The sequence below is a fragment of the Streptomyces bicolor genome, from assembly GCF_000719285.1.
In the GTDB taxonomy this organism is placed as follows: Bacteria; Actinomycetota; Actinomycetes; order Streptomycetales; family Streptomycetaceae; genus Streptomyces; species Streptomyces bicolor.
Map to the genome: position 1 here is coordinate 74,226 of NZ_JOFS01000001.1, position 24,481 is coordinate 98,706.

At 70.6% G+C, this 24,481-nt stretch carries 20 protein-coding genes and 1 pseudogene; 10 read left to right on the forward strand and 11 right to left on the reverse strand.

The window, feature by feature from the left end:
* Window positions 1-18: 18 nt before the first annotated feature.
* Complete coding sequence (locus IF78_RS0100315; protein ID WP_031475908.1) at window positions 19-1,254, forward strand: DUF4185 domain-containing protein; 1,236 nt, start codon at window positions 19-21, stop codon at window positions 1,252-1,254.
* Here the strand turns inward: IF78_RS0100315 and IF78_RS0100320 are convergent.
* The gene (locus IF78_RS0100320) at window positions 1,190-2,230 is read right to left on the reverse strand and encodes a bile acid:sodium symporter family protein (RefSeq protein WP_031475906.1); all 1,041 of its coding nucleotides are present in this window, start codon (window positions 2,228-2,230) and stop codon (window positions 1,190-1,192) included. The genes IF78_RS0100315 and IF78_RS0100320 overlap by 65 nt on opposite strands.
* Before the next feature lie 179 nt (window positions 2,231-2,409).
* On the opposite strand from IF78_RS0100320, the gene IF78_RS0100325 reads away from it, so the two are divergent.
* The 3 genes from IF78_RS0100325 to IF78_RS0100335 all read left to right on the forward strand — a co-directional run bounded on the left by IF78_RS0100325 (window position 2,410) and on the right by IF78_RS0100335 (window position 6,366).
* A complete protein-coding gene (locus IF78_RS0100325; protein WP_031475905.1) occupies window positions 2,410-3,273 on the forward strand; it encodes a LysR substrate-binding domain-containing protein in 864 nt (287 codons plus the stop codon).
* Between the two features lie 329 nt (window positions 3,274-3,602).
* Window positions 3,603-5,429: an AMP-dependent synthetase/ligase gene (locus IF78_RS0100330; RefSeq protein ID WP_031475904.1), complete on the forward strand. Its 1,827-nt coding sequence runs from the start codon at window positions 3,603-3,605 to the stop codon at window positions 5,427-5,429.
* Window positions 5,430-5,529: 100 nt separating this feature from the next.
* Entirely contained in the window at window positions 5,530-6,366 is an 837-nt protein-coding gene (locus IF78_RS0100335) for an aldo/keto reductase (RefSeq protein ID WP_031475903.1), read from the forward strand.
* A gap of 70 nt (window positions 6,367-6,436) precedes the next feature.
* On the opposite strand, the gene IF78_RS0100340 is transcribed toward IF78_RS0100335, so the two are convergent.
* On the reverse strand, window positions 6,437-7,048 hold the full coding sequence (locus IF78_RS0100340) for a hypothetical protein (protein WP_031475901.1): 612 nt from the start codon (window positions 7,046-7,048) through the stop codon (window positions 6,437-6,439).
* 137 nt (window positions 7,049-7,185) lie between these two features.
* On the opposite strand from IF78_RS0100340, the gene IF78_RS0100345 reads away from it, so the two are divergent.
* The gene (locus IF78_RS0100345) at window positions 7,186-7,878 is read left to right on the forward strand and encodes a glycoside hydrolase family 75 protein (RefSeq protein WP_031475899.1); all 693 of its coding nucleotides are present in this window, start codon (window positions 7,186-7,188) and stop codon (window positions 7,876-7,878) included.
* A gap of 13 nt (window positions 7,879-7,891) precedes the next feature.
* Here IF78_RS0100345 and IF78_RS0100350 read toward each other — a convergent pair whose 3' ends face one another.
* The gene (locus IF78_RS0100350) at window positions 7,892-8,593 is read right to left on the reverse strand and encodes an SDR family oxidoreductase (protein WP_031475897.1); all 702 of its coding nucleotides are present in this window, start codon (window positions 8,591-8,593) and stop codon (window positions 7,892-7,894) included.
* Between the two features lie 121 nt (window positions 8,594-8,714).
* The gene (locus IF78_RS0100355; RefSeq protein WP_031475895.1) at window positions 8,715-9,611 is read right to left on the reverse strand and encodes a class I SAM-dependent methyltransferase; all 897 of its coding nucleotides are present in this window, start codon (window positions 9,609-9,611) and stop codon (window positions 8,715-8,717) included.
* Window positions 9,612-9,748: 137 nt separating this feature from the next.
* Between IF78_RS0100355 and IF78_RS0100360 the strand changes: the two genes are divergently transcribed.
* A complete protein-coding gene (locus tag IF78_RS0100360) occupies window positions 9,749-10,519 on the forward strand; it encodes a phytanoyl-CoA dioxygenase family protein (RefSeq protein WP_234439686.1) in 771 nt (256 codons plus the stop codon).
* Window positions 10,520-10,629: 110 nt separating this feature from the next.
* On the opposite strand, the gene IF78_RS0100365 is transcribed toward IF78_RS0100360, so the two are convergent.
* Window positions 10,630-12,351: a glycoside hydrolase family 6 protein gene (locus IF78_RS0100365; protein ID WP_031475893.1), complete on the reverse strand. Its 1,722-nt coding sequence runs from the start codon at window positions 12,349-12,351 to the stop codon at window positions 10,630-10,632.
* 366 nt (window positions 12,352-12,717) lie between these two features.
* Here IF78_RS0100365 and IF78_RS0100370 point away from each other — a divergent pair, with 366 nt between their 5' ends.
* Window positions 12,718-15,633, forward strand: a complete 2,916-nt coding sequence (locus IF78_RS0100370; RefSeq protein ID WP_031475892.1) for a glycoside hydrolase family 48 protein — start codon at window positions 12,718-12,720, stop codon at window positions 15,631-15,633.
* A gap of 264 nt (window positions 15,634-15,897) precedes the next feature.
* A complete protein-coding gene (locus IF78_RS0100375; protein ID WP_031475890.1) occupies window positions 15,898-18,558 on the forward strand; it encodes a cellulose binding domain-containing protein in 2,661 nt (886 codons plus the stop codon).
* A gap of 56 nt (window positions 18,559-18,614) precedes the next feature.
* On the opposite strand, the gene IF78_RS0100380 is transcribed toward IF78_RS0100375, so the two are convergent.
* The 5 genes and pseudogenes from IF78_RS0100380 to IF78_RS0100400 all read right to left on the reverse strand — a co-directional run bounded on the left by IF78_RS0100380 (window position 18,615) and on the right by IF78_RS0100400 (window position 22,014).
* The gene (locus IF78_RS0100380) at window positions 18,615-19,217 is read right to left on the reverse strand and encodes a DUF4352 domain-containing protein (RefSeq protein WP_031475888.1); all 603 of its coding nucleotides are present in this window, start codon (window positions 19,215-19,217) and stop codon (window positions 18,615-18,617) included.
* A gap of 171 nt (window positions 19,218-19,388) precedes the next feature.
* Window positions 19,389-19,588 (reverse strand): annotated as a pseudogene (locus IF78_RS49350) (rhamnogalacturonan lyase family protein); the annotation flags it as partial.
* Between the two features lie 188 nt (window positions 19,589-19,776).
* Window positions 19,777-20,520, reverse strand: coding sequence for a class I SAM-dependent methyltransferase (locus IF78_RS0100390; RefSeq protein WP_031475884.1), 744 nt, complete (start codon window positions 20,518-20,520; stop codon window positions 19,777-19,779).
* 5 nt (window positions 20,521-20,525) lie between these two features.
* Window positions 20,526-20,828 (reverse strand): 4a-hydroxytetrahydrobiopterin dehydratase, encoded by a 303-nt coding sequence (locus tag IF78_RS0100395; protein WP_031475882.1) that lies wholly within the window; start codon window positions 20,826-20,828, stop codon window positions 20,526-20,528.
* A 97-nt stretch (window positions 20,829-20,925) separates the two neighbouring features.
* A complete protein-coding gene (locus IF78_RS0100400; protein WP_031475880.1) occupies window positions 20,926-22,014 on the reverse strand; it encodes an ADP-ribosylglycohydrolase family protein in 1,089 nt (362 codons plus the stop codon).
* Between the two features lie 30 nt (window positions 22,015-22,044).
* Here IF78_RS0100400 and IF78_RS0100405 point away from each other — a divergent pair, with 30 nt between their 5' ends.
* Complete coding sequence (locus IF78_RS0100405) at window positions 22,045-22,884, forward strand: helix-turn-helix domain-containing protein (RefSeq protein WP_031475878.1); 840 nt, start codon at window positions 22,045-22,047, stop codon at window positions 22,882-22,884.
* Here the strand turns inward: IF78_RS0100405 and IF78_RS0100410 are convergent.
* Window positions 22,866-23,291 carry a hypothetical protein gene (locus IF78_RS0100410; protein WP_031475876.1) on the reverse strand — a complete coding sequence of 142 codons (426 nt, stop codon included), beginning with the start codon at window positions 23,289-23,291 and terminating at the stop codon, window positions 22,866-22,868. The genes IF78_RS0100405 and IF78_RS0100410 overlap by 19 nt on opposite strands.
* Window positions 23,292-23,525: 234 nt before the next feature.
* Between IF78_RS0100410 and IF78_RS0100415 the strand changes: the two genes are divergently transcribed.
* The gene (locus tag IF78_RS0100415; RefSeq protein WP_199921342.1) at window positions 23,526-24,389 is read left to right on the forward strand and encodes a helix-turn-helix domain-containing protein; all 864 of its coding nucleotides are present in this window, start codon (window positions 23,526-23,528) and stop codon (window positions 24,387-24,389) included.
* The last annotated feature ends 92 nt before the right edge of the window (window positions 24,390-24,481 follow it).

Consider the following 24,481-nt stretch of genomic DNA (forward strand, 5'->3'; position numbering starts at 1 on the left):
GCCACTAACGTCACGGGCGTGCCCGACGACGCACGAGCACGGCAGCGCACGGGAACCGGCCTCGGACTCCTGTTGGCCCTGGTTCTCGCGGCCGTGCTGCTCACCGCCCTCCCGGACGACGGCGAACGGGAGGGCGGTGACGCGTGCGCGCCGCACTCGGTGGCGTCCTGGTCGGCCGACGACGGTCTCAACGCCGAGTTCGCCCGCTACGGCGACGACCCCGCACGCGCCGACGACTGGACGGGCGGCGACGGCACGCACTCCGTGCGGCTGCCGGACGGGCGGCTGCTGTGGCTGTTCTCGGACACCTATCTCGGCCGGGTGTACGCGCCGCCCAATCCGTTCGGCGAGTCCGTCGCCTGGCGGGACACGACCGCTCCCCTGGTGCGCAACTCGGCGGTCGTCATGCGCGACGGACGGCTGGAGCGCACCCTGCCCGCCCCGCTCTTCGCCGACCCCGCCCCGAACCAGTGGCGCTGGCCGGTCGGGGCCCGCGTCGAGCCCCGCTCCCCCGGCTCGTCGGAGCAGGTGCTGCGGGTGCTGCTGTGGGTGCGCACGGCCGGGCAGGCCCCCTGGATCTACGGTGTGCCGACCGCCACCGAGGTCGCCACGCTCTCGCTGCCCGACCTGCGGGTCGAGTCGGTGGTGAAGGTCCTCGACCAGCAGCTGGTGCCGGATCCCTCCCGGCGGGTGCTGTTCGGTACGACGCTGGTCGAGGAGGGCGGCTGGACGTACGTCTTCGGCGGCGACGACGGCCAGGCCGCGTCCCGGCCGGCCTCGCGGGCGTACGTCGCGCGTGTGCCCGAGGGCAGGCTCGCCGAGCCGGGTGCCTGGGAGTACTGGAACGGCTCCACGTGGGCCGGGGCGGGCGCCCGGCCGGGCGCGGTGCTCGGGGACGGGCAGCGCACGGGGGTGGGGAGCGCGTTCTCGGTGGCGCGGGTGCGGGGGACGTATGTGCTGTTCACGATGGCCGCCGGGACCAAGGGGCTGACGACCGTCACGTCGTACTGGGCCTGCGCCCCGACCGGCCCGTGGCACGGGCCGGCCAGGAACTTCAGCCCGTCGTTGCCGCAGGGCGCCCAGGTCGCCGCCTACAACCCGCAGACGCACCCCGAGCTCAGCGACGGTGGGCGCCTCGTGCTGAGCTACGACGTCAACTGGCTGGAGACGGCGGGCGCCGCCGCGCAGCTCAATCGGAACGTGTCCCTGTACCGACCGCGGTTCGTGACTCTGAAGGTGACGCCGACGCGGTGACCGCATCCGAGGCGTCGGCGCCGGTGTCGTGTGCCTCGGCATCGTGGGCGCGCCGCTTGGCGATGACCGCGCACACCATCAGCTGCATCTGGTGGAAGAGCATCAGCGGCAGCACGGCCAGCGAGGCGTGCGCGCCGAACAGGACGCTCGCCATGGGCAGGCCGGAGGCGAGGGACTTCTTGGAGCCGGCGAACTGGATCGCGATGCGGTCCTCGCGGCCGAAGCGCAGCGCCTTGGCGCCGTACCAGGTCAGGGCGAGCATCACGGCCAGCAGCACGGCCTCGACGGCGAGCAGGCCGGCCAGCCGGAGCGGGCTCACCTGGTGCCAGATGCCCTGGACCATGCCCTCGCTGAACGCGGTGTAGACGACGAGCAGGATCGAGCCGCGGTCGACGAGCCCGAGGACCTTCTTGTGCCGGGTGACGAAGCCGCCGATCCAGCGCCGCAGCACCTGCCCGGCGACGAACGGCACCAGCAGCTGGAGCACGATCTTGACGACCGAGTCGGCGGAGAAGCCTCCCGCGCTGGAGCCGAGCACGGCCGCCGCGAGGAGCGGGGTGACCACGATGCCCACCAGCGAGGAGAAGGAGCCCGCGCAGATCGCGGCGGGCACGTTGCCGCGGGCCATCGAGGTGAAGGCGATCGACGACTGGATCGTCGACGGGACGAGGGTGAGGAAGAGCAGGCCCTGGTAGAGCGGGTGCGTCAGGAACACCGGGACGAGGCCGCGGGCGGCCAGGCCAAGTAGCGGGAAGACGACGAAGGTGCAGGCCAGGACGGTGACGTGGAGCCGCCAGTGCTTCAGCCCGTCCAGCGCCTCACGGGTGGACAGCCGGGCGCCGTAGAGGAAGAACAGGAAGGCGATCGCGGCCGTGGAGGCACCGGACGCCACGTCGGAGGCCGTCCCGCGCGCCGGGAGGAGGGCCGCGAGGCCGACGGTCCCGAGCAGCAGCAGGATGTACGGGTCGATCGGCATCCAACGCGGCCATCGCAGGCGTTTCACAGTGCTCCACTACTTCGCTGTCGCTTCACTGAACCTGAGGTTCCGGGCACGGACGTGCCCTCTCCATCGTCCTCCGACGATCAGCGATCGGGAATCCGGCATACCACTCTGACTGTCATCACGGTCCGCGATAACGGATCTAGCCTGGAGGCGTGTACGCCCCTTCCCATCTGCGCACCTTCCTGGCGGTGGCCCAGACGCTGAGCTTCACGCAGGCCGCCCGACGGCTCGGTCTGCGCCAGTCGACCGTCAGCCAGCACGTACGGCGGCTGGAGGACGCCACCGGACGGCCGCTGTTCACCCGGGACACGCACTCCGTGGAGCTGACCGAGGACGGCGAGGCGATGCTCGGCTTCGCCCGCCGGATCCTGGAGGTGCACGACCAGGCGACGGCGTTCTTCACCGGCACCCGGCTGCGCGGCCGGCTCCGCTTCGGCGCGTCCGAGGACTTCGTCCTGACCCGGCTGCCGGAGATCCTGGAGGGCTTCCGGTACGACCACCCCGAGGTCGACCTGGAGCTGACGGTCGAGCTGTCCGGCACGCTGCACGAGCAGCTGGCCGCCGGGAAGCTGGACCTGGTGCTGGCCAAGCGGCGCCCTGAGGATCCGCGGGGCGAGCTGGTCTGGCACGACCGGTTGGTGTGGATCGGCGCGGAGAGGCTCCGCCTGGAGGCGGAACGGCCCGTGCCGTTGATTGTCTATCCGCCGCCCGGGATCACTCGGGCCCTTGCGCTGGAGGCGCTGGAGCGGCAGGGGCGTGAGTGGCGGATCGTGTGCACGAGCGGCAGCCTGAACGGCCTGATCGCGGCGGCCCGCGCCGGCCTCGGCGTGATGGCCCACTCACGGGGCCTGATCCCCCCGGGCCTGGTCCGGGTAGCCGAGCGCTCGGGCCTGCCCGAACTCGGCCGCGTCGACTTCGTCCTGGTCCACGGCCCACGCCGGACGGCGGCCCAGAGCGCGGCGGACGCGCTGGCGGCGGCGATTCTGGCAGGCGGGGACCGCTTGCACCGGCGTTAGGCGCCGCGCCCGCCAGAGGACCGGAGTGACGGATTCAGCCATCCGTGCGCTGACAGAAGAGGCGACGGCATGCGGCGGTTACCATGATCCACAGCGCCCGGACCACGTAATCGGGTCGTACAGATTCGGTGGAGATTACGGGCCCGAAACTTACTCGACCGTCAGTTTTCTGTCCGACCCTTCCCCATGTGAGCGCATTTTCCGGCGCTGACCAGTGCGTACCCGAGCACGCGTCGATTTCCGGCCCCCTCCCGCCCCACCGACGGGTGGGGTAGCTTTCACGGCGCTGAGCGGAGCGTCAGCGAGGCATTCGGAGCGGGGAGCGGGGTTTGCGCGAGTTCACCAACCCTCCGTTGGCGTTGGCGCCGCCCGTGGGCGGCCTGGCCGACGTCGTTTTCGAGCATGCCCAGGACGACCCGCTGTATGTCGCCCTCGGCCGCAAGGACGACGGCGGGCAGTGGCGGGACGTCACCGCCGCCGAGTTCCGGGACGAGGTGCTCGCCCTGGCCAAGGGCCTGCTCGCCCGGGGCATCCGGTTCGGCGACCGGGTCGCGATCATGTCCCGCACCCGGTACGAGTGGACGCTCTTCGACTACGCGCTGTGGACCATCGGCGCCCAGGTCGTGCCGATCTACCCCACGTCCTCGGCCGAGCAGTGCTTCTGGACGCTGTACGACGCCGAGTGCTCGGCGGCGGTCGTCGAGCACGAGGACCACGCGATGACGATCGCCACCGTCATCGACCGGCTGCCCCGGCTGCACCAGCTGTGGCAGCTGGACTCGGGCGCCGTGCAGGAGCTCTACGACGCCGGCGCCCACCTCGACGACGACGTGGTCCACCGCCACCGGCAGGCGGTCACCCCCGACTCCGTCGCGACGATCATCTACACGTCGGGGACGACGGGGCGCCCCAAGGGCTGTGTCATCTCGCACGGCAACTTCATGTACGAGGCCGACACGGTCATCGAGCGCTGGGAGCCGGTGTTCCACTCCAAGAAGGGCGACGAGGCGGCGACCCTGCTGTTCCTGCCGCTCGCGCATGTCTTCGGGCGGATGGTGCAGGTCGCCGCGATCCGCGGCAAGGTGCGCTTCGGCCACCAGCCGCAGATGAACGCGGCCGCGCTGCTGCCGGACCTGGCCGCGTTCAAGCCGACGTTCTTCCTGGCCGTGCCGTACATCTTCGAGAAGGTCTTCAACGCCGCCCGGCGCAAGGCCGAGAAGGAGGGCAGGGCCGGCGCCTTCGAGAAGGCCGTCGAGGTCGCCGTGAAGTACGCGGACGCGGTGGAGGCCAAGGCGTGGGGCATCGGCCCGGGCCCGTCGGCGGGGCTGCGGGTGCAGCACCAGCTCTTCGACAAGCTCGTGTACTCCAAGATGCGGGCCGCGATGGGCGGCCGTATCAAGCAGGCGATGACCGGTGGTTCGGCGATGGACCGGCGCCTCGGCCTGTTCTTCGCGGGCGCGGGCGTCCATGTCTACGAGGGCTACGGCCTCACCGAGTCCACGGCGGCCGCGACCGCCAACCCGCCCTATCGCACCCGTTACGGCACCGTCGGCCAGCCCATCCCGGGCATGACCGTGCACATCGCCGACGACGGTGAGATCTGGCTGCACGGCGCCAACATCTTCCAGGGCTACCTCAACAACCAGAAGGCCACCGACGAGGCCCTGCACGACGGCTGGCTGGCCACCGGCGACCTGGGCTCGCTCGACGAGGACGGCTACCTCACCATCACCGGCCGCAAGAAGGAGATCCTGGTCACCTCCGGCGGCAAGAGCGTCTCGCCGGGAGTGCTGGAGGAGCGCGTCCGCGACCATCCGCTGGTCGCCCAGTGCATCGTCGTCGGCAACGACCGCCCGTACATCGCGGCCCTGGTCACCCTCGACCAGGAGGCCGTCGAGCACTGGCTGATGATGCGCGACAAACCCGCGATGACACCGGCGGAGCTGGTCCGCGACGCGGACCTGGAGACCGAGGTGCGGCGCGCGGTGGTCGCCGCCAACACCCTTGTCTCACAGGCCGAGTCGATCCGCACGTTCCGCATCCTCGCCCAGCCGTTCACCGAGGAGCACGGACTGCTCACGCCCTCGCTGAAGCTGAAGCGCAAGGCGATCGAGAACGCGTACTCGGCCGAGGTGGAGGCGCTGTACCGCGCGTGAGGTCGATCCCGGCGGATTCTCCGGTCAGGAATGCATCGCGGCCCGTGATCGTTGACGATGGGGAGTACCACCTGACGACAACCGTAAGGATCAAGAGCTCGTGAGCAGCAAGGTCCCCCCGATCACCCTCAACAACGGCGTCGAGATGCCCCAGCTGGGCTTCGGCGTCTGGCAGGTGCCGGACGACGAGGCGGAGCAGGCCGTCACCACGGCGCTGGAGGCCGGGTACCGCAGCATCGACACAGCGGCGATCTACGGCAACGAAGAGGGCACCGGCAAGGCCATCGCCGCCTCCGGCGTCCCCCGCGAGGACATCTTCGTCACCACCAAGCTCTGGAACAGCGACCAGGGGTACGACTCCACGCTGCGTGCCTTCGACGTGTCGATGGAGAAGCTGGGCCTGGACTACCTCGACCTGTACCTCATCCACTGGCCGCTGCCGGCCCGCGGCACCTACGTCGACACGTACAAGGCCTTCGAGAAGCTCCACGCGGACGGCCGGATCCGCGCGATCGGTGTCTCCAACTTCCTTCCGGAGCACCTCGAGCGGCTGATCGGCGAGACGTCGGTCATCCCGGCGGTCAACCAGATCGAGCTGCACCCGCACCTGCAGCAGCACGCCTCCCGCGCCTTCCACGCCGAGCAGGGCATCGCCACCGAGGCCTGGTCGCCGCTCGGCCAGGGCAAGGGTCTGCTGGAAGTTCCGGCGATCGTCGCCATCGCGCAGAAGCACGGCCGCACGCCGGCCCAGATCGTGCTGCGCTGGCATCTGCAGCTGGGCAACGTCGTGATCCCGAAGTCCGTGACCCCGTCGCGGATCAAGGAGAACATCGAGGTCTTCGACTTCAGCCTGGACGACGAGGACCTCGCCGCGATCAGCGCCCTGAACGAGGACCGGCGCATCGGCCCGGACCCGGCCGCGTTCGACATGGCCTGACGCCGCTTCGGTACGACGCTCCGCCCGCCGCTCGGCTGCCCGAGCGGCGGGCGGACGTGTACGGCTCTCCTCAGTCGCCGCGTACGTCGGTGTGGACCACCTCGAACTCCTCCAGCCCGGTCACGGTCACATGCGCCTTGGCCGCTCCCTCGTGCCGGGCGGCCGCCTGGCCCGCGCGGGACGCCGCGAGGGAGGCCTGGTCGACGAAGGTGTTCCCGACCAGTCCGCGCCCCCGCTCCCGGTCGACCAGAAGGACCGCCCTGGCCAGTCCCGAGAGAGTCTCGATCTTGGGAATCACCGTCGTCCGGAACGTGTCGGCCAGCAGGTCGGTGTCCATGGGGTCGAACTCCAGCCTGGTGAGGCGCAGTCCGCCGCCCGGCTGCGGCTGCTGGATCTGGTGGAAGACCAGTGCCTCGTAGTTGTCGACGGCCAGGGTCCCCGCGAACGGGTCCAGCATCGCCGCCCGCCGTTCCCGCAGCACCTCGTCGCTGTTGCGCCGGGCCTCCTCCGTCTCCCACCAGCTCGCCGCGAGCAGCTTGCCGAGCGTCCGGTCCACGAAGACACTCGCTCCGCGGTATCCCGGACGGTCCTCCAGCAGGTCCCGCCCCTCGGTGTTCATAGCCCTGATGGCCGTGTCGATCTTCGTGGGATCGCCGGTCGCGTAAATGGCGCGTACGAACATGACACCTCCAGAAACCGGGCGAATGTCCGAAATCTTTGACACGACCAGTCTTCTACTGGGGTCCTGACGCCGCAATCAGCACCGGCTCGGGTAAGGAAACCTTCCTGACAGACCTGAGGAGAAGGGCCCCATCGCACGTGCATCTCCGAAAACGAACCCTGACCGCGGCCTCCGGCGCCGCTCTACTCGCCGCCGGACTGCTCCCCGCGACGGCGTCCGGCACGCCGCAACCGCCGCCTCTCGAGGCACCGGTCGGCGCGGCCGACCTGCTCGCGAAGGTGACGATCTGTGCGCAGATCTCGAACGGCAGGTACCGCACCGACGAACGGGCCGCAGCCACCGTTCCGGTGTGCGGCAAGCACGGCGCCGTCTTCTGGAAGGCCGACATGGACATCGACTGCGACGGCCAGCGCACCGACATGTGCAACGAGAACACCGACCCCTGGTTCCAGGCCGAGACGGCGTTCCACCAGTCCGACGGCAGGCCGCTGAGGTCCGAGACGCTGCCGTACGTCGTCGTCCCGGGCGTCAGCGCCACGTGGGACTACAAGGCGGCGGACATCACGGGCGGCAGCGTGGCCGCCGTCATCCACGACGACCAGATCCTGTACGCCGTCGTGGGCGACGTCGGCCCCGGGAACGTCATCGGCGAGGCCTCGTACGCCGCCGCCGAGGCCCTCGGCATCGACCCCGACCCGGCGACCGGCGGCACCGGCTCCGGAGTGACGTACATCCTCTTCAGGAACTCCCAGGTCACGCCCATCGAGAGCCACGAGGCGGCGGTGTCGCTGGGCGAGAGACTGGCGAGGGAGTTCGTTCAGGACAACTGAGCGCGGAGCTACGTCAGTTGGGTTGTCCGAGCGGCCGTACGACGACGGTGTTGACGTCGACGCCGTCGGGCTGCCGGACAGCCCACACGACCGAGTCGGCGATCTGGTCGGCGGTGAGCAGACGGCCCGGCGGCAGGCTGCCGTAGCCGTCCCAGAACGGTGTCTCCACCCGGCCGGGCGCGACCAGGGTCACGCCGACGCCCCACTCGGTGACCTGCCGCCGGGTGTTCTCGGCGAGCCCGGTCACCGCCCACTTCGTGGCCCCGTAGAGATTGCCCGGCCCGTGCACGAACCCGGCGACGCTGCCGACGAGGACGATCCGGCCGCGGGTCTCCCTGAGGGCGTCGATGGAGGCGCGGATGAGCAGGGCCGGGCCGAGGACGTTGGTGAGCACCATCTCGGCCCAGCCGGCCGGGTCTCCCTCGGCGACCGTGTCGTGGGTGGCGACACCGGCGTTGGCGACGACGGTGTCCAGTCGGCCGAAGGCCTTGAGCGTCGTGTCGACGGCCGCCTGGACGTCACCGTGGTCCGCCGTGTTCCCGGCGATCGTCAACAGGCCCTCGGGTTCCCCGAGTTCCTCGGCGAAGCCACGCAGCCGTGCCTTGCCGCGCCCGGTCACGGCGACCCGGTGGCCGGCGTCGAGGAGCTGCCTCGCGACCGCGGCGCCGATTCCGCTGCCGCCGCCGGTGATGAGTGCGACCGGAGAGTCGGTCATGGTTACCCCCTGTGTGTGTCGAACAGGGGGGAGTAGACCAGTTGGAGAGCTCTCGAAGTCAAGGGCTCCGCAACGGCCTACGCGCCACCGGCCGGCGGTCGAACGGGCGCGCTGACCGGCGTCACCTCGTCCGCACCGCCGTGTACACCGTCTGCGCCGCCAGGACGAACAGGTCCGGCCGGTGGTGCACACTCGCCTTGTCGTCCGGGTCGAGGAGCCGGTCGAGGGTCGCGCGGTCGTCGGCGTCGAGGTGGTCGCCAATGCCCTCACGGGTGCGGGTCAGGGAGGCGACGACGTAGGCGCGGGCGCGGTCCGTGGTCGGGGCGGGCAGGTCGAGGAGGAAGGTGCGGGTGCCGGTGGGACGCAGGCCGGCGGCGGTGAGCAGGGCGGGCCAGTCCTCGGTCTCGGCGACGGAGCCCGGCAGGTCCGCGCGCATCGCGGCGAACCGCTCCTCCTCCAGGACGTCGAGGCGGGCCTGCAGGCCGGGCCGCCCGAAGCCGAGGTCGCGCGGGAGGAAGCGGGCCGGGAGGCCGCCCTCCTGGAGGGCCAGCGTGCCGCCGTGCGTGAGGCGGGCGGCGAACGCGGTGAGGGCGGCGCGCTGGTCGCCCAGGTGGTGCAGGCTGCGGCCGGCCCACAACAGGTCGGCCGGGTAGTCCAAGTCGTCCAGGACACCCGGGAGTTCGCCGGTGAGCGTGCCGAAGCGGTCCGCGACCCCGAGCCGCTCGGCCCGTGCCCGGGCACGCTCGAGGAGCGGCCCGGAACCGTCGACGGCGACGATCCGGGCGCCGGGGAAGGTGTCGGCGAGCAGGCAGGCGAAGACGCCGGGCCCGCTGCCCACGTCGACGATCAGCCCCGGCTCGGTCTGCCGCTTGGCCAGCCAGGCCAGGGCGTGCTCGTACAGGGGCGTGAACAGCTCCGCCTGCGCCTCCAGGAGCGGGGCCATCTCGCTCCAGTCGATGTCGGTGTGGTCGTGGTGGTGGTGACCGCCGTGGTGGTCCGCGTGGTGGTGGTGCGCCATGCCAGTCAGCCTCTCCTCGGGATGGGGCCAGCGTGCGCCGACGCACCGCCGAGGGGCCACTGTCATTGCCGCAACGGCAAAAAAGGCCGCGGGAAAATGGGATGCGGGCCGGATGGCCGGTCCCCCACGATGGCCCGATGGACGACGAGATGGTGGAGCGCTTCCTCGAGGACGGGTTCGTGAGGATCGAGGGCGCCTTTCCGCCACGTGTCGCCGAGCACTGCGCCCGGCTGCTGTGGCGGGAGACGGGGTACGACCCGCAGGACCCGGGCACCTGGAAGGCCCCCGTGCACTGGGTGTACGACATGGCGCAGGGCCCGTTCGCGGCCGCCGTGAACACGCCCGTCCTGCACGACGCCTTCGATGTGCTGGTGGGCGAGGACCGCTGGCAGTCGCGCTACTCGCTGGGCAGCTTCCCGCTGCGGTTCCCGCACGAGGAGGAACCGGACGACGCGGGCTGGCACATCGAGGGCAGTTACGTGCCCGAGGGCGCCGAGCACCCTCATACGAACCTGCGCTCCAAGGACCGTGCGCTGTTGATGCTGTTCCTGTTCAGCGAGGTCACCCAGGACGACGCCCCCACCCGCATCCGGGTCGGCTCCCATCTCGACGTACCGCCGGTCCTGGAGCCGTACGGCGAGTCCGGTGCCTCCTTCCTCGAGCTCGGCCCGAAGGTCGCCGAGGCCTCCGCGCACCGCCCGCTCGCCCACGCCACCGGCCGCCCCGGCGACGTCTACCTCTGCCACCCCTTCCTGGTCCACGCGGCCCAGCCCAACCACGGCATCCGCCCCCGCTTCATGGCGCAGCCGCCGCTGCACCCGACGGAGCCGCTGGAGCTGGAGCGCCCCGACGGCAACTACTCAGCGGTGGAGTTCGCGATCCGCCGGGGCCTGGCCAAGGAGAACTGACCAACCCCGGCGGACGACGACGCCCTATAGGGGCGCGGGGCTGTATCCATATGCGGCTCCACCGCGCGGGCGCGACCAGCCGCACACGGCCCGCAGTCGCAGTCCCCGCGTCACGACAACGGCGGGTACGCGTTCTGCATCAGCTGCTGGAACTGCGCCGAGAACCAGTGCCCGGACAGCGGAGCGTTCGGCAGGGCGCCGGACATGTTGTTGTTGTTGCGCGGGTTACCCGTGTACGTCGGGTCGCACATCCGGTCGAAGCCCTTGCCCTCGTCGTTCGGGATCTCCGAGCTGGCGCCGTCGGACTCACCCGGCGGCTTCATCCACACATAGGCGTCGATCCCGGCCGCCGGGCTGGCCTGCGGCCGCTCACCGAGGCCGGCTCCCGACTGGTTGCACCAGTTGCCGACGTGGATGCGCCGGTCGATACGACCGCCCTCGATGTAGGTGTTCACGTCCGTCATGGCACCGGGACCGGTCGGCCGCGCGGTGCCGCCCCAGCCGTTGCGCGAGGTGTCGATGAGCATGCCGACGCCCGAGGGGAAGCCCTGGTTCACGGCCTCCTGGCGGAAGGCCTGGGCGTAGGACAGCTCGTCGACGTACCGGTTCCAGTCCACCCACTTCGACTCGCGCACGGACTTGCCGTTCACGGAGTCGTTGACGGTGAAGTACTGCTCCTTGAGCGCGCTGTAGTTGGCCGTGTTGGTGATGAAGCCGGCCACGTCGCCCACGGTCGCGCCCTCGGCGGTCGCCGCCTGCTTGATGATCTGGACGGTCGCCGGGAAGTTGTCGTCCCAGCCGAGCCAGCCGTGGTGCCCGGCGTCCACGTAGTTGTAGACGTTGGCGATGTCACCGAGCTTGTTCAGCGCGTAGCCGACGCCCTTGATGTAGTTGCCGTTGGCCTTCATCGTGTCGCAGTTCGGCGTGGCGGTGGGCCGCGGCGTGACGTTGGTGATGAGGTTCGGCAGGGAGTCGAGCTCGACCGTGTTGACGATCCGCAGCGAGGCGTACTTGGGGTCGGCGAGGATCGCCGCGATCGGATCGATGTACTGCGTCTTGTACTTGTCGATCTCGTCCGCTTTCAGCTCTCCGTTGGAGGCGAGAGCCGAGCAGTCGCGGCCGGGCAGGTTGTAGATCACCAGCTGGACGACCAGCTCGCCGCTGCCCTTCTGCCTCAGGGCCTCGTCGAGATGGGCGCGCAGCCCCATCTTGCCGCCAGCGCCGTTGATGGCGGCGGTCCGGTCCAGCCACACACCGGTCGGCTGGTTGGCGATCCGGCTGCCGCCCGGCTCGGCGGCGGCATTCGCGGACCACTCCGGGTTCACGTACACCTTGGCGCCGGAGTACGGGTTGTCGGCCTTCGGACCGGTCGGGTCGGGGTCCGGCGGATCCGTGGGGCCGCCACCGCCGTCGTCGACGTTGCAGGTCACGCCGTCGAGGGTGAAGGTGGCGGGGATCGCGTTGGTGCCGCTGTAGGTGCCCTGGAAGCCGAAGCTGACCGAACCGCCGGTCGACAGGGTCCCGTTGTAGGTCTCGTTGGTGGCGGTCACGGCCGCGCCGCTCTGGGTGAGCTTCGCGTTCCAGCCGCTGGTGACCTTCTGGTTTCCGGCGTACGACCACTTCACCGACCAGTTGGACTTGGCGGCACCGCTGTTGGTGACCGTCACGGCGGCGGTGAAGCCGGTGTCCCACTGGTTCTGCACCTTGTAGTCGACGGTGCAGGGGACTGCCGCCGGGCCGGCGTCCGCGGGGACGGTCGCGGCGAGCGCGGTCCCCGAGGCACCGGCGACCAGCGCCAGGGCGGCGAGCATCGCTGTTCTGGTACGACTCATGAGTGCGGTTCCTTCTTGGTTGCGGGTGCTGACGGTCCATCCGTGCAGGGCGCGCAAGAGGCAAGGAGGAGGTGCCGACGACGGCTAAAAGTACTGAACGCGGGGGGTGTCGCCTGAGCGACTCCTCGCAGCTCGAGCCCGCCGGGACGGACGCGTCGACTGATGGAATCGCTCCCACTGGTGTCCATGAAGCTAGCGCCAAGTGACGGTAAAGGACAGAGGAGTTACTGACTTTCGCTCAACTGAACTCATCGAATCTTTTCGACTCTTCAAGCACCTTGACCCCTTGCACCCCCGTCCCCACTATGGGAGCGCTCCCACTGGTTCAAGCCTTGACTTCTCCGAGCCGCAAGGAGGAACCAGCACATGCATCCCCCACGCAGACGCGGAGCCGTACGACGGTTGTGGACGGCCGTCGTCGCGGCCCTGGCGCTTCCCCTGACGATGCTCAGCACGGGATCGACTCCCGCTCAGGCGGCGGCACTTCAGTGCAGTGTCGACTACAAGACCAATGACTGGGGCTCCGGCTTCACCGCGGATCTGACGATCAGCAACCGCGGTGCGGACGTCATCGACGGCTGGACCCTGACGTACAGCTACGCGGGCAACCAGAAGCTCAGCAACGGCTGGAACGGCACCTGGTCCCAGTCCGGCCGGACGGTCACCGTGAAGGACGCCGGCTACAACGGGCGGATCGCCGCCGGGGCCGCGGTCACGACCGGCGCGCAGTTCACCTACAGCGGCAGCAACGCCGCCCCCGCGAACTTCGCGATCAACGGCACCACCTGCACGGGCGCCCATCAACCCCCCATCACCGTGCTGACCAGCCCGGCGGCGGGCGCTGTCTACTCGCAGGGCGACGCGGTCCCGCTCGCGGCCACCGCGGCCGCCGCGGACGACGCGACGATCAGCAAGGTCGAGTTCTACGACGACACCACGCTGCTGGGCACGGACACGACGGCGCCGTACTCGCTCTCGGTCTCAAGTTTGACCGTGGGCAGTCATTCGCTCCTCGCGAAGGCGTACGACAGCCTGGGTGCGTCCGCCGAGTCCACGCCGGTCGGCATCACGGTCGCCTCGGGTCCCGCCGTGGTGGCCTCGCCGGCCCAACTCCCGGTCCAGCAGGGCAAGACGGCGACGTACGACGTCAAGCTGTCGACCCAGCCGTCGGCCAACGTGACCGTCACGACCGCCCGCGCGAGCGGTAACTCCGGCCTGTCGGTGACCGGCGGCGCCTCGCTCACCTTCACGCCCTCGAACTGGAACACCGCACAGAAGGTGACCATCACCGCCGCCGCCTCCGGCACCGGCTCGGCGACCTTCGAGTCGACGGCCGGCGGGCACGCGAAGGCCACGGTCACCGCGACCCAGATCGCGGCGACGAAGGCGTACGACGCCCGCTTCCTGGAGCTGTACGGCAAGATCACCAACCCGGCGAACGGCTACTTCTCACCCGAGGGCATCCCCTACCACTCGGTCGAGACGCTGATCGTCGAGGCACCGGACCACGGCCATGAGACCACGTCGGAGGCTTACAGCTACCTTCTCTGGCTGCAGGCGATGTACGGCAAGGTCACGGGCGACTGGTCCAAGTTCAACGGCGCCTGGGAGATCATGGAGAAGTACATGATTCCGACCCACGCCGACCAGCCGACCAACTCCTTCTACAACGCGTCGAAGCCGGCGACGTACGCGCCCGAGCTGGACACCCCGAACGAGTACCCGGCGAAGCTCGACTCGTCGGTCTCGGTCGGCTCGGACCCGATCGCCGGTGAGCTGAAGTCGGCGTACGGCACGGACGATGTCTACGGCATGCACTGGCTGCAGGACGTCGACAACGTCTACGGCTACGGCAACTCGCCCGGCAAGTGCGAGGCGGGCCCGACCGACACCGGGCCGTCGTACATCAACACCTTCCAGCGGGGCGCGCAGGAGTCGGTGTGGGAGACGGTGCCGCAGCCGACCTGTGACCAGTTCAAGTACGGCGGCAAGAACGGCTACTTGGACCTGTTCACGGGTGACGCCTCCTACGCCAAGCAGTGGAAGTTCACCAACGCCCCGGACGCCGACGCCCGTGCGGTGCAGGCCGCGTACTGGGCCGACAAGTGGGCGGACGAACAGGGCAAGGGCGGCGAGATCTCCGCGACCGTGGCCAAGGCCGCGAAGATGGGCGACTACCTGCGGTATGCGATGTACGACAAGTACTTCAAGAAGATCGGCAACTGCGTGGGCGCCTCGTCCTGCCCAGCCGGCACCGGCAAGGACGCCTCGATGTACCTGCTGTCCTGGTACTACGCCTGGGGCGGCGCCACCGACACCTCGGCCGGCTGGGCCTGGCGCATCGGATCCAGCCACGCCCACGGCGGCTACCAGAACCCGATGGCCGCGTACGCCCTCGCCAACTACGCCGACCTGAAGCCCAAGTCGGCGACGGGGCAGGCGGACTGGGCCAAGTCGCTGGAGCGGCAGATCGAGTTCTACCGCTGGCTGCAGTCCAGCGAGGGCGCGATCGCGGGCGGTGCGACCAACAGCTGGGCGGGCCGGTACGCGACGCCGCCCGCCGGCAAGTCGACCTTCTACGGCATGTACTACGACCAGCAGCCCGTCTATCACGACCCGCCGTCCAACCAGTGGTTCGGGTTCCAGGCGTGGTCGATGGAGCGGGTGGCCGAGTACTACCAGCAGACGGGGAACGCGGCCGCGAAGGCGGTCCTCGACAAGTGGGTCGACTGGGCGCTGTCCGAGACGACCGTCAACCCGGACGGCACCTTCCGGATCCCGTCGACGCTCCAGTGGTCGGGCCAGCCCGACACCTGGAACCCGTCGAGTCCGGGCGCGAACAACGGACTTCACGTCACCGTCGCCGACTACACCAACGACGTCGGTGTGGCGGCCGCGTACGCCAAGACCCTGACGTACTACGCCGACCGCTCCGGTGACAGCGCTGCCGCGACGACGGCGAAGGCTCTGCTGGACGGCATGTGGAACAACCACCAGGACGCGCTGGGCATCGCCGTGCCGGAGACTCGGGCCGACTACAACCGGTTCGACGACGGCATCTACGTGCCGGGCGGGTGGACCGGCACCATGCCCAACGGCGACGCGATCAACTCGTCGTCCACCTTCGACTCGATCCGCTCGTTCTATGAGGCCGACCCGGCCTGGTCGAAGATCGAGGCGTATCTCGCGGGTGGTGCTGCGCCGTCGTTCACGTATCACCGGTTCTGGGCCCAGGCGGACATCGCCTTGGCCATGGGTTCGTACGCGGAGCTTCTCGAATAGTCCCCGCCAAGCGCTCCGCGGGTTGGGCCGTGTTCGGCTGCGGGTCCGTTGTGGCTGGTCGCGCCCACGCGGCGGTAGCCGCAAATCGATGCAGTCCCGCGCCCCTGACGGGGCGCTCCCGTCCACGGCGATCCTCGGAACCGCTTGAAAGCTCCGCGTACGTGGTCTCGTCACCTGACGGCGAGGCCGAACCGCCGGGCGGCCCCCTCCCGCACTGGGGGCCGCCCGGTCGTCGCGCGTTCCTCTCTCAGGAAGGACCCCACCGTGCGAAGAACCCGCATCCTCACCGCCGCGATGGCCCTCGCGGCCGGGCTGCTCGCCGGTGCCCCGCCCGCACTCGCCGCCCCTGCCGCGAAGGACGTGTCGATCGCCGCCGACACCTACACCTGGAAGAACGCCCGCATCGACGGCGGCGGTTTCGTCCCCGGCATCGTCTTCAACCGCAAGGAGAAGAACCTCGCCTACGCCCGCACCGACATCGGCGGCGCCTACCGCTGGCAGCAGTCGACGAAGACCTGGACACCGCTGCTGGACTCGGTCGGCTGGGACGACTGGGGGCACACGGGTGTGGTGAGCCTGGCGTCCGACTCCGTCGACCCGGACAAGGTGTACGCGGCGGTCGGGACGTACACCAACAGCTGGGACCCGAAGAACGGCGCCGTCATGCGCTCCGCCGACCGGGGCGCCAGCTGGCAGAAGGCCGATCTGCCGTTCAAGCTGGGCGGCAACATGCCCGGCCGTGGCATGGGTGAGCGGCTGGCGGTCGACCCGAACAGGAACAGCGTGCTGTATCTGGGCGCGCCCAGCGGCAAGGGGCTGTGGCGGTCCACGGACTCCGGGGTGACCTGGTCGCAGGTGGCGAACTTCCCCAACGTCGGCAACTACGTGCAGGATCCGAGCGACACGAGCGGGTACGCCGGCGACAACCAGGGCATCGTCTGGGTCACCTTCGACGAGTCCACGGGGACGTCCGGGAACGCGACCAAGACCATCTACGTCGGGGTCGCCGACAAGGACAACGCCGTGTACCGGTCGACGGACGCCGGCGCGACCTGGTCGCGGGTCGCCGGGCAGCCGACGGGTTACCTGGCGCACAAGGGGGTCCTCGACGCGGCGAACGGTTACCTCTATCTCGCCTACAGCGACAAGGGCGGCCCGTACGACGGTGGCAAGGGCCAGTTGTGGCGGTACGCGACGGCGACCGGTACCTGGACGGACATCAGCCCGGTCGCGGAGGCCGACACCTACTACGGCTTCGCGGGTCTGACCGTCGACCGGCAGCAGCCCGGCACGGTGATGGCGACGGCGTACAGCTCCTGGTGGCCGGACACGCAGATCTTCCGCTCGACGGACAGCGGCGGCACCTGGACGAAGGCGTGGGACTACACGTCGTATCCCGACCGGGCCAACCGCTACACGATGGACGTCTCGTCCTCGCCGTGGCTGACCTGGGGCGCGAACCCGTCGCCGCCCGAACAGACGCCGAAGCTGGGCTGGATGACCGAGGCGCTGGAGATCGACCCGTTCGACTCGAACCGGATGATGTACGGGACGGGCGCGACGATCTACGGCACCGAGGATCTGACGAAGTGGGACAGCGGGAGCCAGTTCACCATCAGGCCGATGGTGCAGGGCCTGGAGGAGACGGCGGTCAACGACCTCGCCTCTCCCCCGTCGGGCGCCCCGCTCCTGAGCGCCCTCGGCGACATCGGCGGCTTCCGGCACACGGACCTCACCAAGGTGCCGTCGATGATGTTCACCCAGCCGAACTTCACCACGACGACGAGCCTCGACTACGCGGAATCCAACCCCGACACTCTCGTGCGGGTCGGCAATCTCGACTCCGGTCCGCACATCGCGTTCTCGACGGACAACGGCGCCAACTGGTTCGCGGGGAGCGACCCTTCGGGCGTGAGCGGCGGCGGCACGGTCGCGGCGGCGTCGGACGGCAGCCGGTTCGTATGGAGCCCTGACGGTACGGGCGTGCGGTACGCGACAGGCTTCGGCAACTCGTGGTCTGCGGCGAGCGGGATACCGGCCGGGGCGATCGTGGAGTCCGACCGGGTCGACCCGATGACCTTCTACGGCTTCAAGTCCGGCAAGTTCTACGTCAGTACGGACGGCGGCGCGACCTTCACCGCGTCCTCGGCGACCGGGCTGCCGAGCGGGGACGGTGTCCGCTTCAAGGCGCTGCCCGGGGTGAAGGGCGACGTGTGGCTGGCCGGCGGTGCGACGGACGGGGCCTACGGTCTGTGGCACTCGACGGACGGCGGCGCGAGCTTCACGAAGCTCTCCAACGTCGAGCAGGCCGACACGATCGGCTTCGGCAAGGCGGCGACGGGGGCGTCGTACCAGACCCTCTACACCAGCGCGAAGATCGGCGGCGTACGCGGCATCTTCCGCTCCACCGACAAGGGCGCGACCTGGACCCGCGTCAATGACGACGCCCACCAGTGGGGTTGGACGGGTGCGGCGATCACGGGTGACCCAGGGGTGTACGGGCGCGTGTACGTGGCGACGAACGGCCGCGGCGTCATCTACGGCGACACATCGGACACGGGTGGGGGTGACGGCGGCGGAACCGACCCCACGCCCACCCCGACCGGGGCCTGCGCGGTGACGTACAAGGTCACCAACCAGTGGGCGGGCGGCTTCCAGGCGGACGTGCGGCTGTCCAACACCGGCTCGAGTGCCTGGAGCGGCTGGTCGCTCGGCTGGTCGTTCGCGGAGGGGCAGCGGATCTCGCAGCTGTGGAACGCCGAGTACTCCCAGTCGGGATCGGCGGTGACCGCGAAGAACGTGGGCTGGAACGGGAACGTGGCGGCCGGGTCGTCCGTGAACCTCGGGTTCACGGGGAGCTGGTCGGGGGCGAACAGCAAGCCGGCCGCGTTCAAGGTGGGTGACCAGAGCTGTACGGTGAGCTGAGCGTGAGCTGAGCCCGAGGGCGCGTGCCGTCGCAGGCACGCGCCCTCTGTGCTCTCCTAGAGCTTCCACTCGCCGATCTGCTCGGCGAAGCCGGAGTCCATCCCGAACGTGACCGTGGCCGCCTTCGACGCCTTGGGCACCTCGAACACGACCCAGCCGAGCGTCTTCGCGCCGGGCTTCAGCCGGACGTCCGTCGACATCGACGGGCCGGCCGTGATGTCGGCGAGGACGGTCCCGAACTGCTGGCCCTGGTCGTCGGCTATCTTCGCCCCGTTCGCGGGAGCGTCGGAGTAGACCTTGGTGCCGGTGTTGACGAGCTGGAACTGCACGCCGATCCACCGCTTGCCGTCTTCGGGGGCGAAGAACTCGTCGCTGGACTTGGCGTTGTCGACGACCTTGACGACGGTGGCGTCGAGTTCGCTGCCCGCCTCCATGCCCTTCAGGGCGAGCGTGTCGCCGACCTTGGCGACCTCGGGCGCGGCACTGCTCTGCTCGGCGGCGGGCTCCTGCTCGTCGCCGCTGCCGGCCGTGGCGGAGGCCTTCGCCTTCGGCTTGTCGACGATCTCGTCACCGGAGCCGGTGCCACAGGCGGTGAGACCGATCGCGGCGACCGCGACGGCGGCCGTGGCGGCGAGGCGAATGCGGGTGTGGTGGAACATGTTCTCCCCAGGTTTCGGTGGTACGCATGTGAAGGACCCGTGGAGAACCTGCATGGTTGTACGGCTCACCGAAAAAAGTTCGACCCGCGAGGCAACCTGATGGCCCTCGGTGACGTCCGTGCCTGAGCTGGACGAGTCGGCTGCCTCGCGGACTTGGGCGCGTCAGGGGGTCTACACGGTCGGCCGGGGTGCCGTGGCCATGCCGTTGCCGATGAAGAAGCTGGGGTGCGGGGGCTGGTTATAGGCGGTGTTTGGAGGACGGCTCGCGGCGCTTGGTGGCGCCGGCCTCGTCGCGGACGGAGGAGTCGGAGGCGGACCCACACCTCGGCGCCGTCGTTGCCCGCCCAGATGTCCCCGGCGACTCCCCGGCCGGGGAGGTCGGCTGCCGTGACCGTCACTGGGGGGCTGCGCCCCAGACCCCCTTCGGCCTGAACGGCCTCGTCCTCAAACTCCCCCAGAGGGGGCACCCCCAGACGGGCTGAGATAGCGCTGACCGGCGCACGGCCGACTCGGCCCGTTGGGAGCGGGGAGACCTGGGTGTCCAACCGGGTCATGGAGTTCACCCGGGCTTGCGGAACGCCCGGAGCGTGAACACCGGGTCCGGCCGGGGGCGGTCCTGGTCCGGGAGCCGCGCCAGCCGGGCGGCGAACCCGTCCGCGCGCGGGTCACCTGGCGGCAGGGTGACGAACCAGCCCCGGCGCAGGTCGGCGACCGTGCGGCGGGGACTGCGGCCCTGACCGTGGCCCGTGAAACTGGACTGCCCGGCCGGGACGAGGCCGTGGTCGAGGGCGTACGACTCGACGCGCGCCGCCTGGTCCAGGGCCGGGCGGCGCGGGCGGGAGGCCATGACGGCATCGATGTCACTGCCCACGTTGTGGGCGGCGGCCTTGTCGACCGTGGTGACGTACACCCCGCCGGGCCGCAGCACGCGCGCGCACTCGCCGACGGTGGTCCGCACGTCGTCGTCCGTCCGGGCCAGGTGCAGCAGCCACACGGTGCTGACGGCGTCGAACCGGCCGACCGGGAACGGCAGCCGGCGGCTGTCGGCGAGCACGACGGCGCCGGGCAGGCGGACGGCGGCCTGGCGGACCATGGCGGGGGCGAGGTCGACGCCGGTCACGCACAGGCCGCCCCGTGCGGCGGCGAACCGTCGCGTCACGATGCCGGTGCCGCAGGCGACGTCGAGCAGGCGCCGGGTCCCGTCCGGCAGGAGGCCCAGTACCGCCTCCGCGGCGGCCGCCGCCCTGGGCTCGCCGCCGCGCGAGGCGTCGTACCGCTCCGCTTCCTTGTCGTAGTCCAGCACGCGCGTCAGTGTGCCCCGTGACCAGGGGCGAGCTCCTCGATCCTGCTCGCGAGCGCGAAGTCCCGCTTCGTCACGGCGCCCACGGTGTGGGTGTTCACGGTGAGGGACACCGTGTTGTAGCCGAGGGTGAGGTCGGAGTGGTGGTCGAGCTCCTCCTGGACCTGCGCGATGTGCACGACCATCGCCGTGGCCGCGAAGTGCGAGGGCAGCCGGTAGGAGCGGGCGATGCGGTCGCCCTCCTGCGACCAGCCCGGCAACTCCGCGAGCCGGTCCTCGATCTCCTTCTGCGACAGCGGTTCGAGGGGCATGGCCTCGCTCCTTCCTGCACGGAGGTTACGGGAGGTTTCGTCCTCAGCCTGCCACAGCCGGAGTGCGGCGGCCCTGGTCAGACGGGTTCCCTGATCCTCAGCGCCGCACGCCTTCAGCCGCCAGGTCGTCGGCGAGCGCGGCGATCGGCGCCCGGCCCTCGACGCGTTCCAGCCAGTCGTGCGGGAGGCCGACGTCGCCGTACCGGGCGCCCAGCAGGTTGCCGCAGACGGAGCCGGTGGAGTCGCTGTCGCCCGAGTGGTTGACGGCCAGCAGGAGGGCGTCCCGCACGCCGGGGGCGACGAGCGCGCAGTACACGCCGATGGCGAGCGCCTGCTCGGCGACCCAGCCCTCCCCCAGGGACTCGACCTTCTCCGCGGTCGGCGAGCCCTGCTCGGCAAGGTCGAGGGCCTCGGCGAGCGCGGCCGAGGTCTCCTCGTGGCCGGGGTGGCGTCGCAGCAGCCGCAGTGTGCGCGGGACCGCGCCCTCCAGGGAGTCGCCGGCGACGAGGTGCGCGACGATCGCGGCCATCGCGCCCGCCGCGTAGTAGCCGGTCGGGTGGCCGTGGGTGATCTGGGCGGCGCGGGCGGCCATGGCGAAGGCCTCGTCGGCGGAGTTCACCAGGCCGAAGGGCGCCGAGCGCATCACCGCGCCGCAGCCCTTGGAGTCGGGGTTGACCTCGCCCGGCCTGCCGTCGAGGGCGAGGTGCGGATCGGGGGCGTACATCTGGGCGATCCCGGACACGCAGGCGTTGCCGGGGGCTCGGCGGGCGAACAGCCAGGCCTGGGTGATGAGCCCGCCCTCGGGCGCGCCGCTCTGCGGCGGTGCGGCGTGCTCCGGGCCGGGGTGGCGCTGCGTCTCCAGCCAGCGCTCGTACGCCCACCGCACCAGCAGGGCCCAGCCGCCGCCGATGCCCTTGAGCCGCTCCCGCCGGCGGGCCTGGATGAGCGCCTCGGCGGTGAAGAGGGTCATCTGCGTGTCGTCGCTGATGCGGGCCCCGTCGCTGTCACCGGGGAAGAGGAGCCCCGTGATGCCGCTGTCGCCGTTGGCGGCGCGGATCCGCTCCAGCGAGCTGAACTCGATCGGGTAGCCGAGGGCGTCACCGAGGGCCCCGCCGAGCAGACAGCCACGCACCCGGGCGCGGTACACGGCCTCGCCTGCGAAGGACGACATCCACGGCTCGTTCATTCCACCCGCTCCTCGACTACGGTCGTACACATGACCATTGTCCCGCCGGGCACCGCCACGCCTGCCGCCACCCCCGCCCCCGCCGACCAGGGCGTCGGCCCCCTGCTGCGGGCCTGGCGGGAGCAACGGCGGGTAAGCCAGCTGGAGTTGGCGCTGCGGGCGGACTCCTCGGCGCGGCACATCAGCTTCATCGAGACGGGCCGTTCCCGCCCCAGTGAGGAGATGGTGCTGCGGCTGGCCGAGCACCTGGACGTGCCGGTGCGGGAGCGCAACGCGCTGCTGCTGGCCGCCGGCTACGCCCCCCGCTATCCGGAGACCCCGCTGGACGACCCGGCGCTGGACGCGCTGCGCGCGGGCATGGAACAGCTCATCCAGGGCTACGAGCCGTACCCGGCGCTCGTGGTGGACGCCATGTACAACGTGCACGCGGCCAACCGGGGCGTCCTGATGCTCCTGGCCGACCTCCCCGAGCACCTCCTCGAACCCCCGCTCAACGCGATGCGCCTGACACTGCACCCGGAGGGCCTCGCGCCGCGCATCCGCAACCTGCGTGAGTGGCGCGGGCATCTGCTCGCCCAGATGGACCGCCGGATCGCGCTGCACCGCTCCGAGCCGCTGCGGAAGCTGTACGAGGAGGTGGCCGCGTACCCGGTGCCGGAGGAGCCGCCCGGCGCCGAGGAACCGGCCGAGCCCGTCCCCTACTTCGCGCTGCCGATGCAGATCGAGCACGAGGGCCGCGTCCTGTCCTTCATCTCCTCCATCTCCACCTTCAACACGCCCATGGACGTGACCGTCGCCGAGCTGGCCATCGAGACGCTCCTGCCGGCCGACCCCGCGACGGTCAAGTACCTTCAGTCACTGATGTCCTGACGGACCTTCAGAGCGGCGTACTGCAACCCCGCGAACCCGGCGACGGTGAGCGCCTGCAGCACGGTCCACACCGCGCCCACCGTGGTCGGCGACAGCCACACCGCGAGGGCGACCGGACTCAGTACGGCCCAGGCGAGGTTGATCTCGATCACGGCACGCACCGGCAGCGCGGCGGGGCGGGCTCGGGAGGCGAGCACGCCGACGCCGGCCGCGTACACCGTGAGGAACGCGCCGAGTGCGAGCAGCAGCGCCGAGTCGACACCGATGAGGCGGCCCAGCGGGCCGGACGCGACGAGATAGGCGAGCCCGTTGGCCCCGGTCACCACCGCGTCCAGGGCCAGGAAGCGGCGCAGCACGGTGTGCGGGTCGGAGGTCCGGGCGAGCGCGGCGAGTGCGGTGGCGGACATGGTGAATCACCCTCCGTCGAGGTCGGGTTGCGATGGCGGACCCGGCTCCCGGGACGGAGTGCGCCGGCCCGGGATCCGGTGCTTCGACGATGCCGCGACCGGGCAGGGCGCGTCGATTACCTGCCGGGTAATGGCAACGCCCCGTAACAAGGCCTTCATCCCCGCCCCCGTGTGAACGCCCTCGGCACATGGCACACTGCACCCCGTACTTTCGGCGCGTAGGGGAGGCGTGGCGTGAGTGAGCGGCGACCCGCGCCCACCGTGGGCCAAGTGGTGCTCGGAAAGCGCCTCCAGGAGCTGCGGGAGGCAGCGGGCCTGGGACGCGACGAGGCCGCGCGCGTGCTGCGGGTGGCCGCGGCGACCGTACGCCGTATGGAGACGGCCGAGGTCGCGCTGAAGATCCCGTACGTGCAGGTACTGCTGGAGACGTACGGTGTGCCCGAGGCGGACGCGGCAGCCTTCGTCACCCTCGCCGAGGAGGCCAACCAGCCCGGCTGGTGGCAGCGGTTCCACGACGTACTGCCGGACTGGTTCAGCCTCTACGTGAGCCTGGAGGGCGCCGCTCGCATCATCCGCTGCTACGAGCCGCACTTCGTGCCCGGTCTGCTGCAGACCGAGGACTACGCACGTGCGGTGATGGAGGCCGGGACGATCGGGCAGACGGGGCCGGAGACCATCGAACGGCATGTCTCCCTGCGCATGGAACGGCAGCGGCTGCTGGAGCGCCCCGACCCGCCCCACCTGTGGGTGATCATGGATGAAACGGTACTGCGGCGCCCGGTGAGCGCCCGCGCCGAGGTGATGCGCGATCAGCTGGACCAGCTCCTGGAGCTCGCCGAGCGCGACCGCGTCACCCTGCAGATCGCCGAGTTCTCCTCCGGCCCGCACCCGGGGACGTACGCCCCCTTCTCCCTGTTCCGCTTCGCCGAGCCGGAGCTGCCCGACATGGTCTACACCGAGTACCTCACCGGCGCCCTGTATCTGGACTCCCGCAAGGAGGTCGCCGCGCATCTGGAGGTGCTGGACCACATGTCGACGGCCGCCGCGTCGGCCGAGCGCACCAAGAAGATCCTGCGGGAGCACCGCGACGGCTTCTGATCCGGTGTACGGCAACCTTCCCGGCCACCGGCGACGACCTGTCCACGACGGCGGACGAGCCCTGCCGAACCCCGTACCTGCCCGACGAGCCC

What these genes read in the sequence shown, in the direction of transcription:
- IF78_RS0100320 (WP_031475906.1), bottom strand. Translation starts at nt 2,230, where the DNA reads ATGCCGATCGACCCGTACATCCTGCTGCTGCTCGGGACCGTCGGCCTC.
- IF78_RS0100355 (WP_031475895.1), bottom strand. Translation starts at nt 9,611, where the DNA reads ATGGCGCACCACCACCACGCGGACCACCACGGCGGTCACCACCACCAC.
- IF78_RS0100350 (WP_031475897.1), bottom strand. Translation starts at nt 8,593, where the DNA reads ATGACCGACTCTCCGGTCGCACTCATCACCGGCGGCGGCAGCGGAATC.
- IF78_RS0100395 (WP_031475882.1), bottom strand. Translation starts at nt 20,828, where the DNA reads ATGCCCCTCGAACCGCTGTCGCAGAAGGAGATCGAGGACCGGCTCGCG.
- IF78_RS0100370 (WP_031475892.1), top strand. Translation starts at nt 12,718, where the DNA reads ATGCATCCCCCACGCAGACGCGGAGCCGTACGACGGTTGTGGACGGCC.
- IF78_RS0100400 (WP_031475880.1), bottom strand. Translation starts at nt 22,014, where the DNA reads ATGAACGAGCCGTGGATGTCGTCCTTCGCAGGCGAGGCCGTGTACCGC.
- IF78_RS0100405 (WP_031475878.1), top strand. Translation starts at nt 22,045, where the DNA reads ATGACCATTGTCCCGCCGGGCACCGCCACGCCTGCCGCCACCCCCGCC.
- IF78_RS0100410 (WP_031475876.1), bottom strand. Translation starts at nt 23,291, where the DNA reads ATGTCCGCCACCGCACTCGCCGCGCTCGCCCGGACCTCCGACCCGCAC.
- IF78_RS0100340 (WP_031475901.1), bottom strand. Translation starts at nt 7,048, where the DNA reads ATGTTCGTACGCGCCATTTACGCGACCGGCGATCCCACGAAGATCGAC.
- IF78_RS0100365 (WP_031475893.1), bottom strand. Translation starts at nt 12,351, where the DNA reads ATGAGTCGTACCAGAACAGCGATGCTCGCCGCCCTGGCGCTGGTCGCC.
- IF78_RS0100360 (WP_234439686.1), top strand. Translation starts at nt 9,749, where the DNA reads ATGGACGACGAGATGGTGGAGCGCTTCCTCGAGGACGGGTTCGTGAGG.
- IF78_RS0100380 (WP_031475888.1), bottom strand. Translation starts at nt 19,217, where the DNA reads ATGTTCCACCACACCCGCATTCGCCTCGCCGCCACGGCCGCCGTCGCG.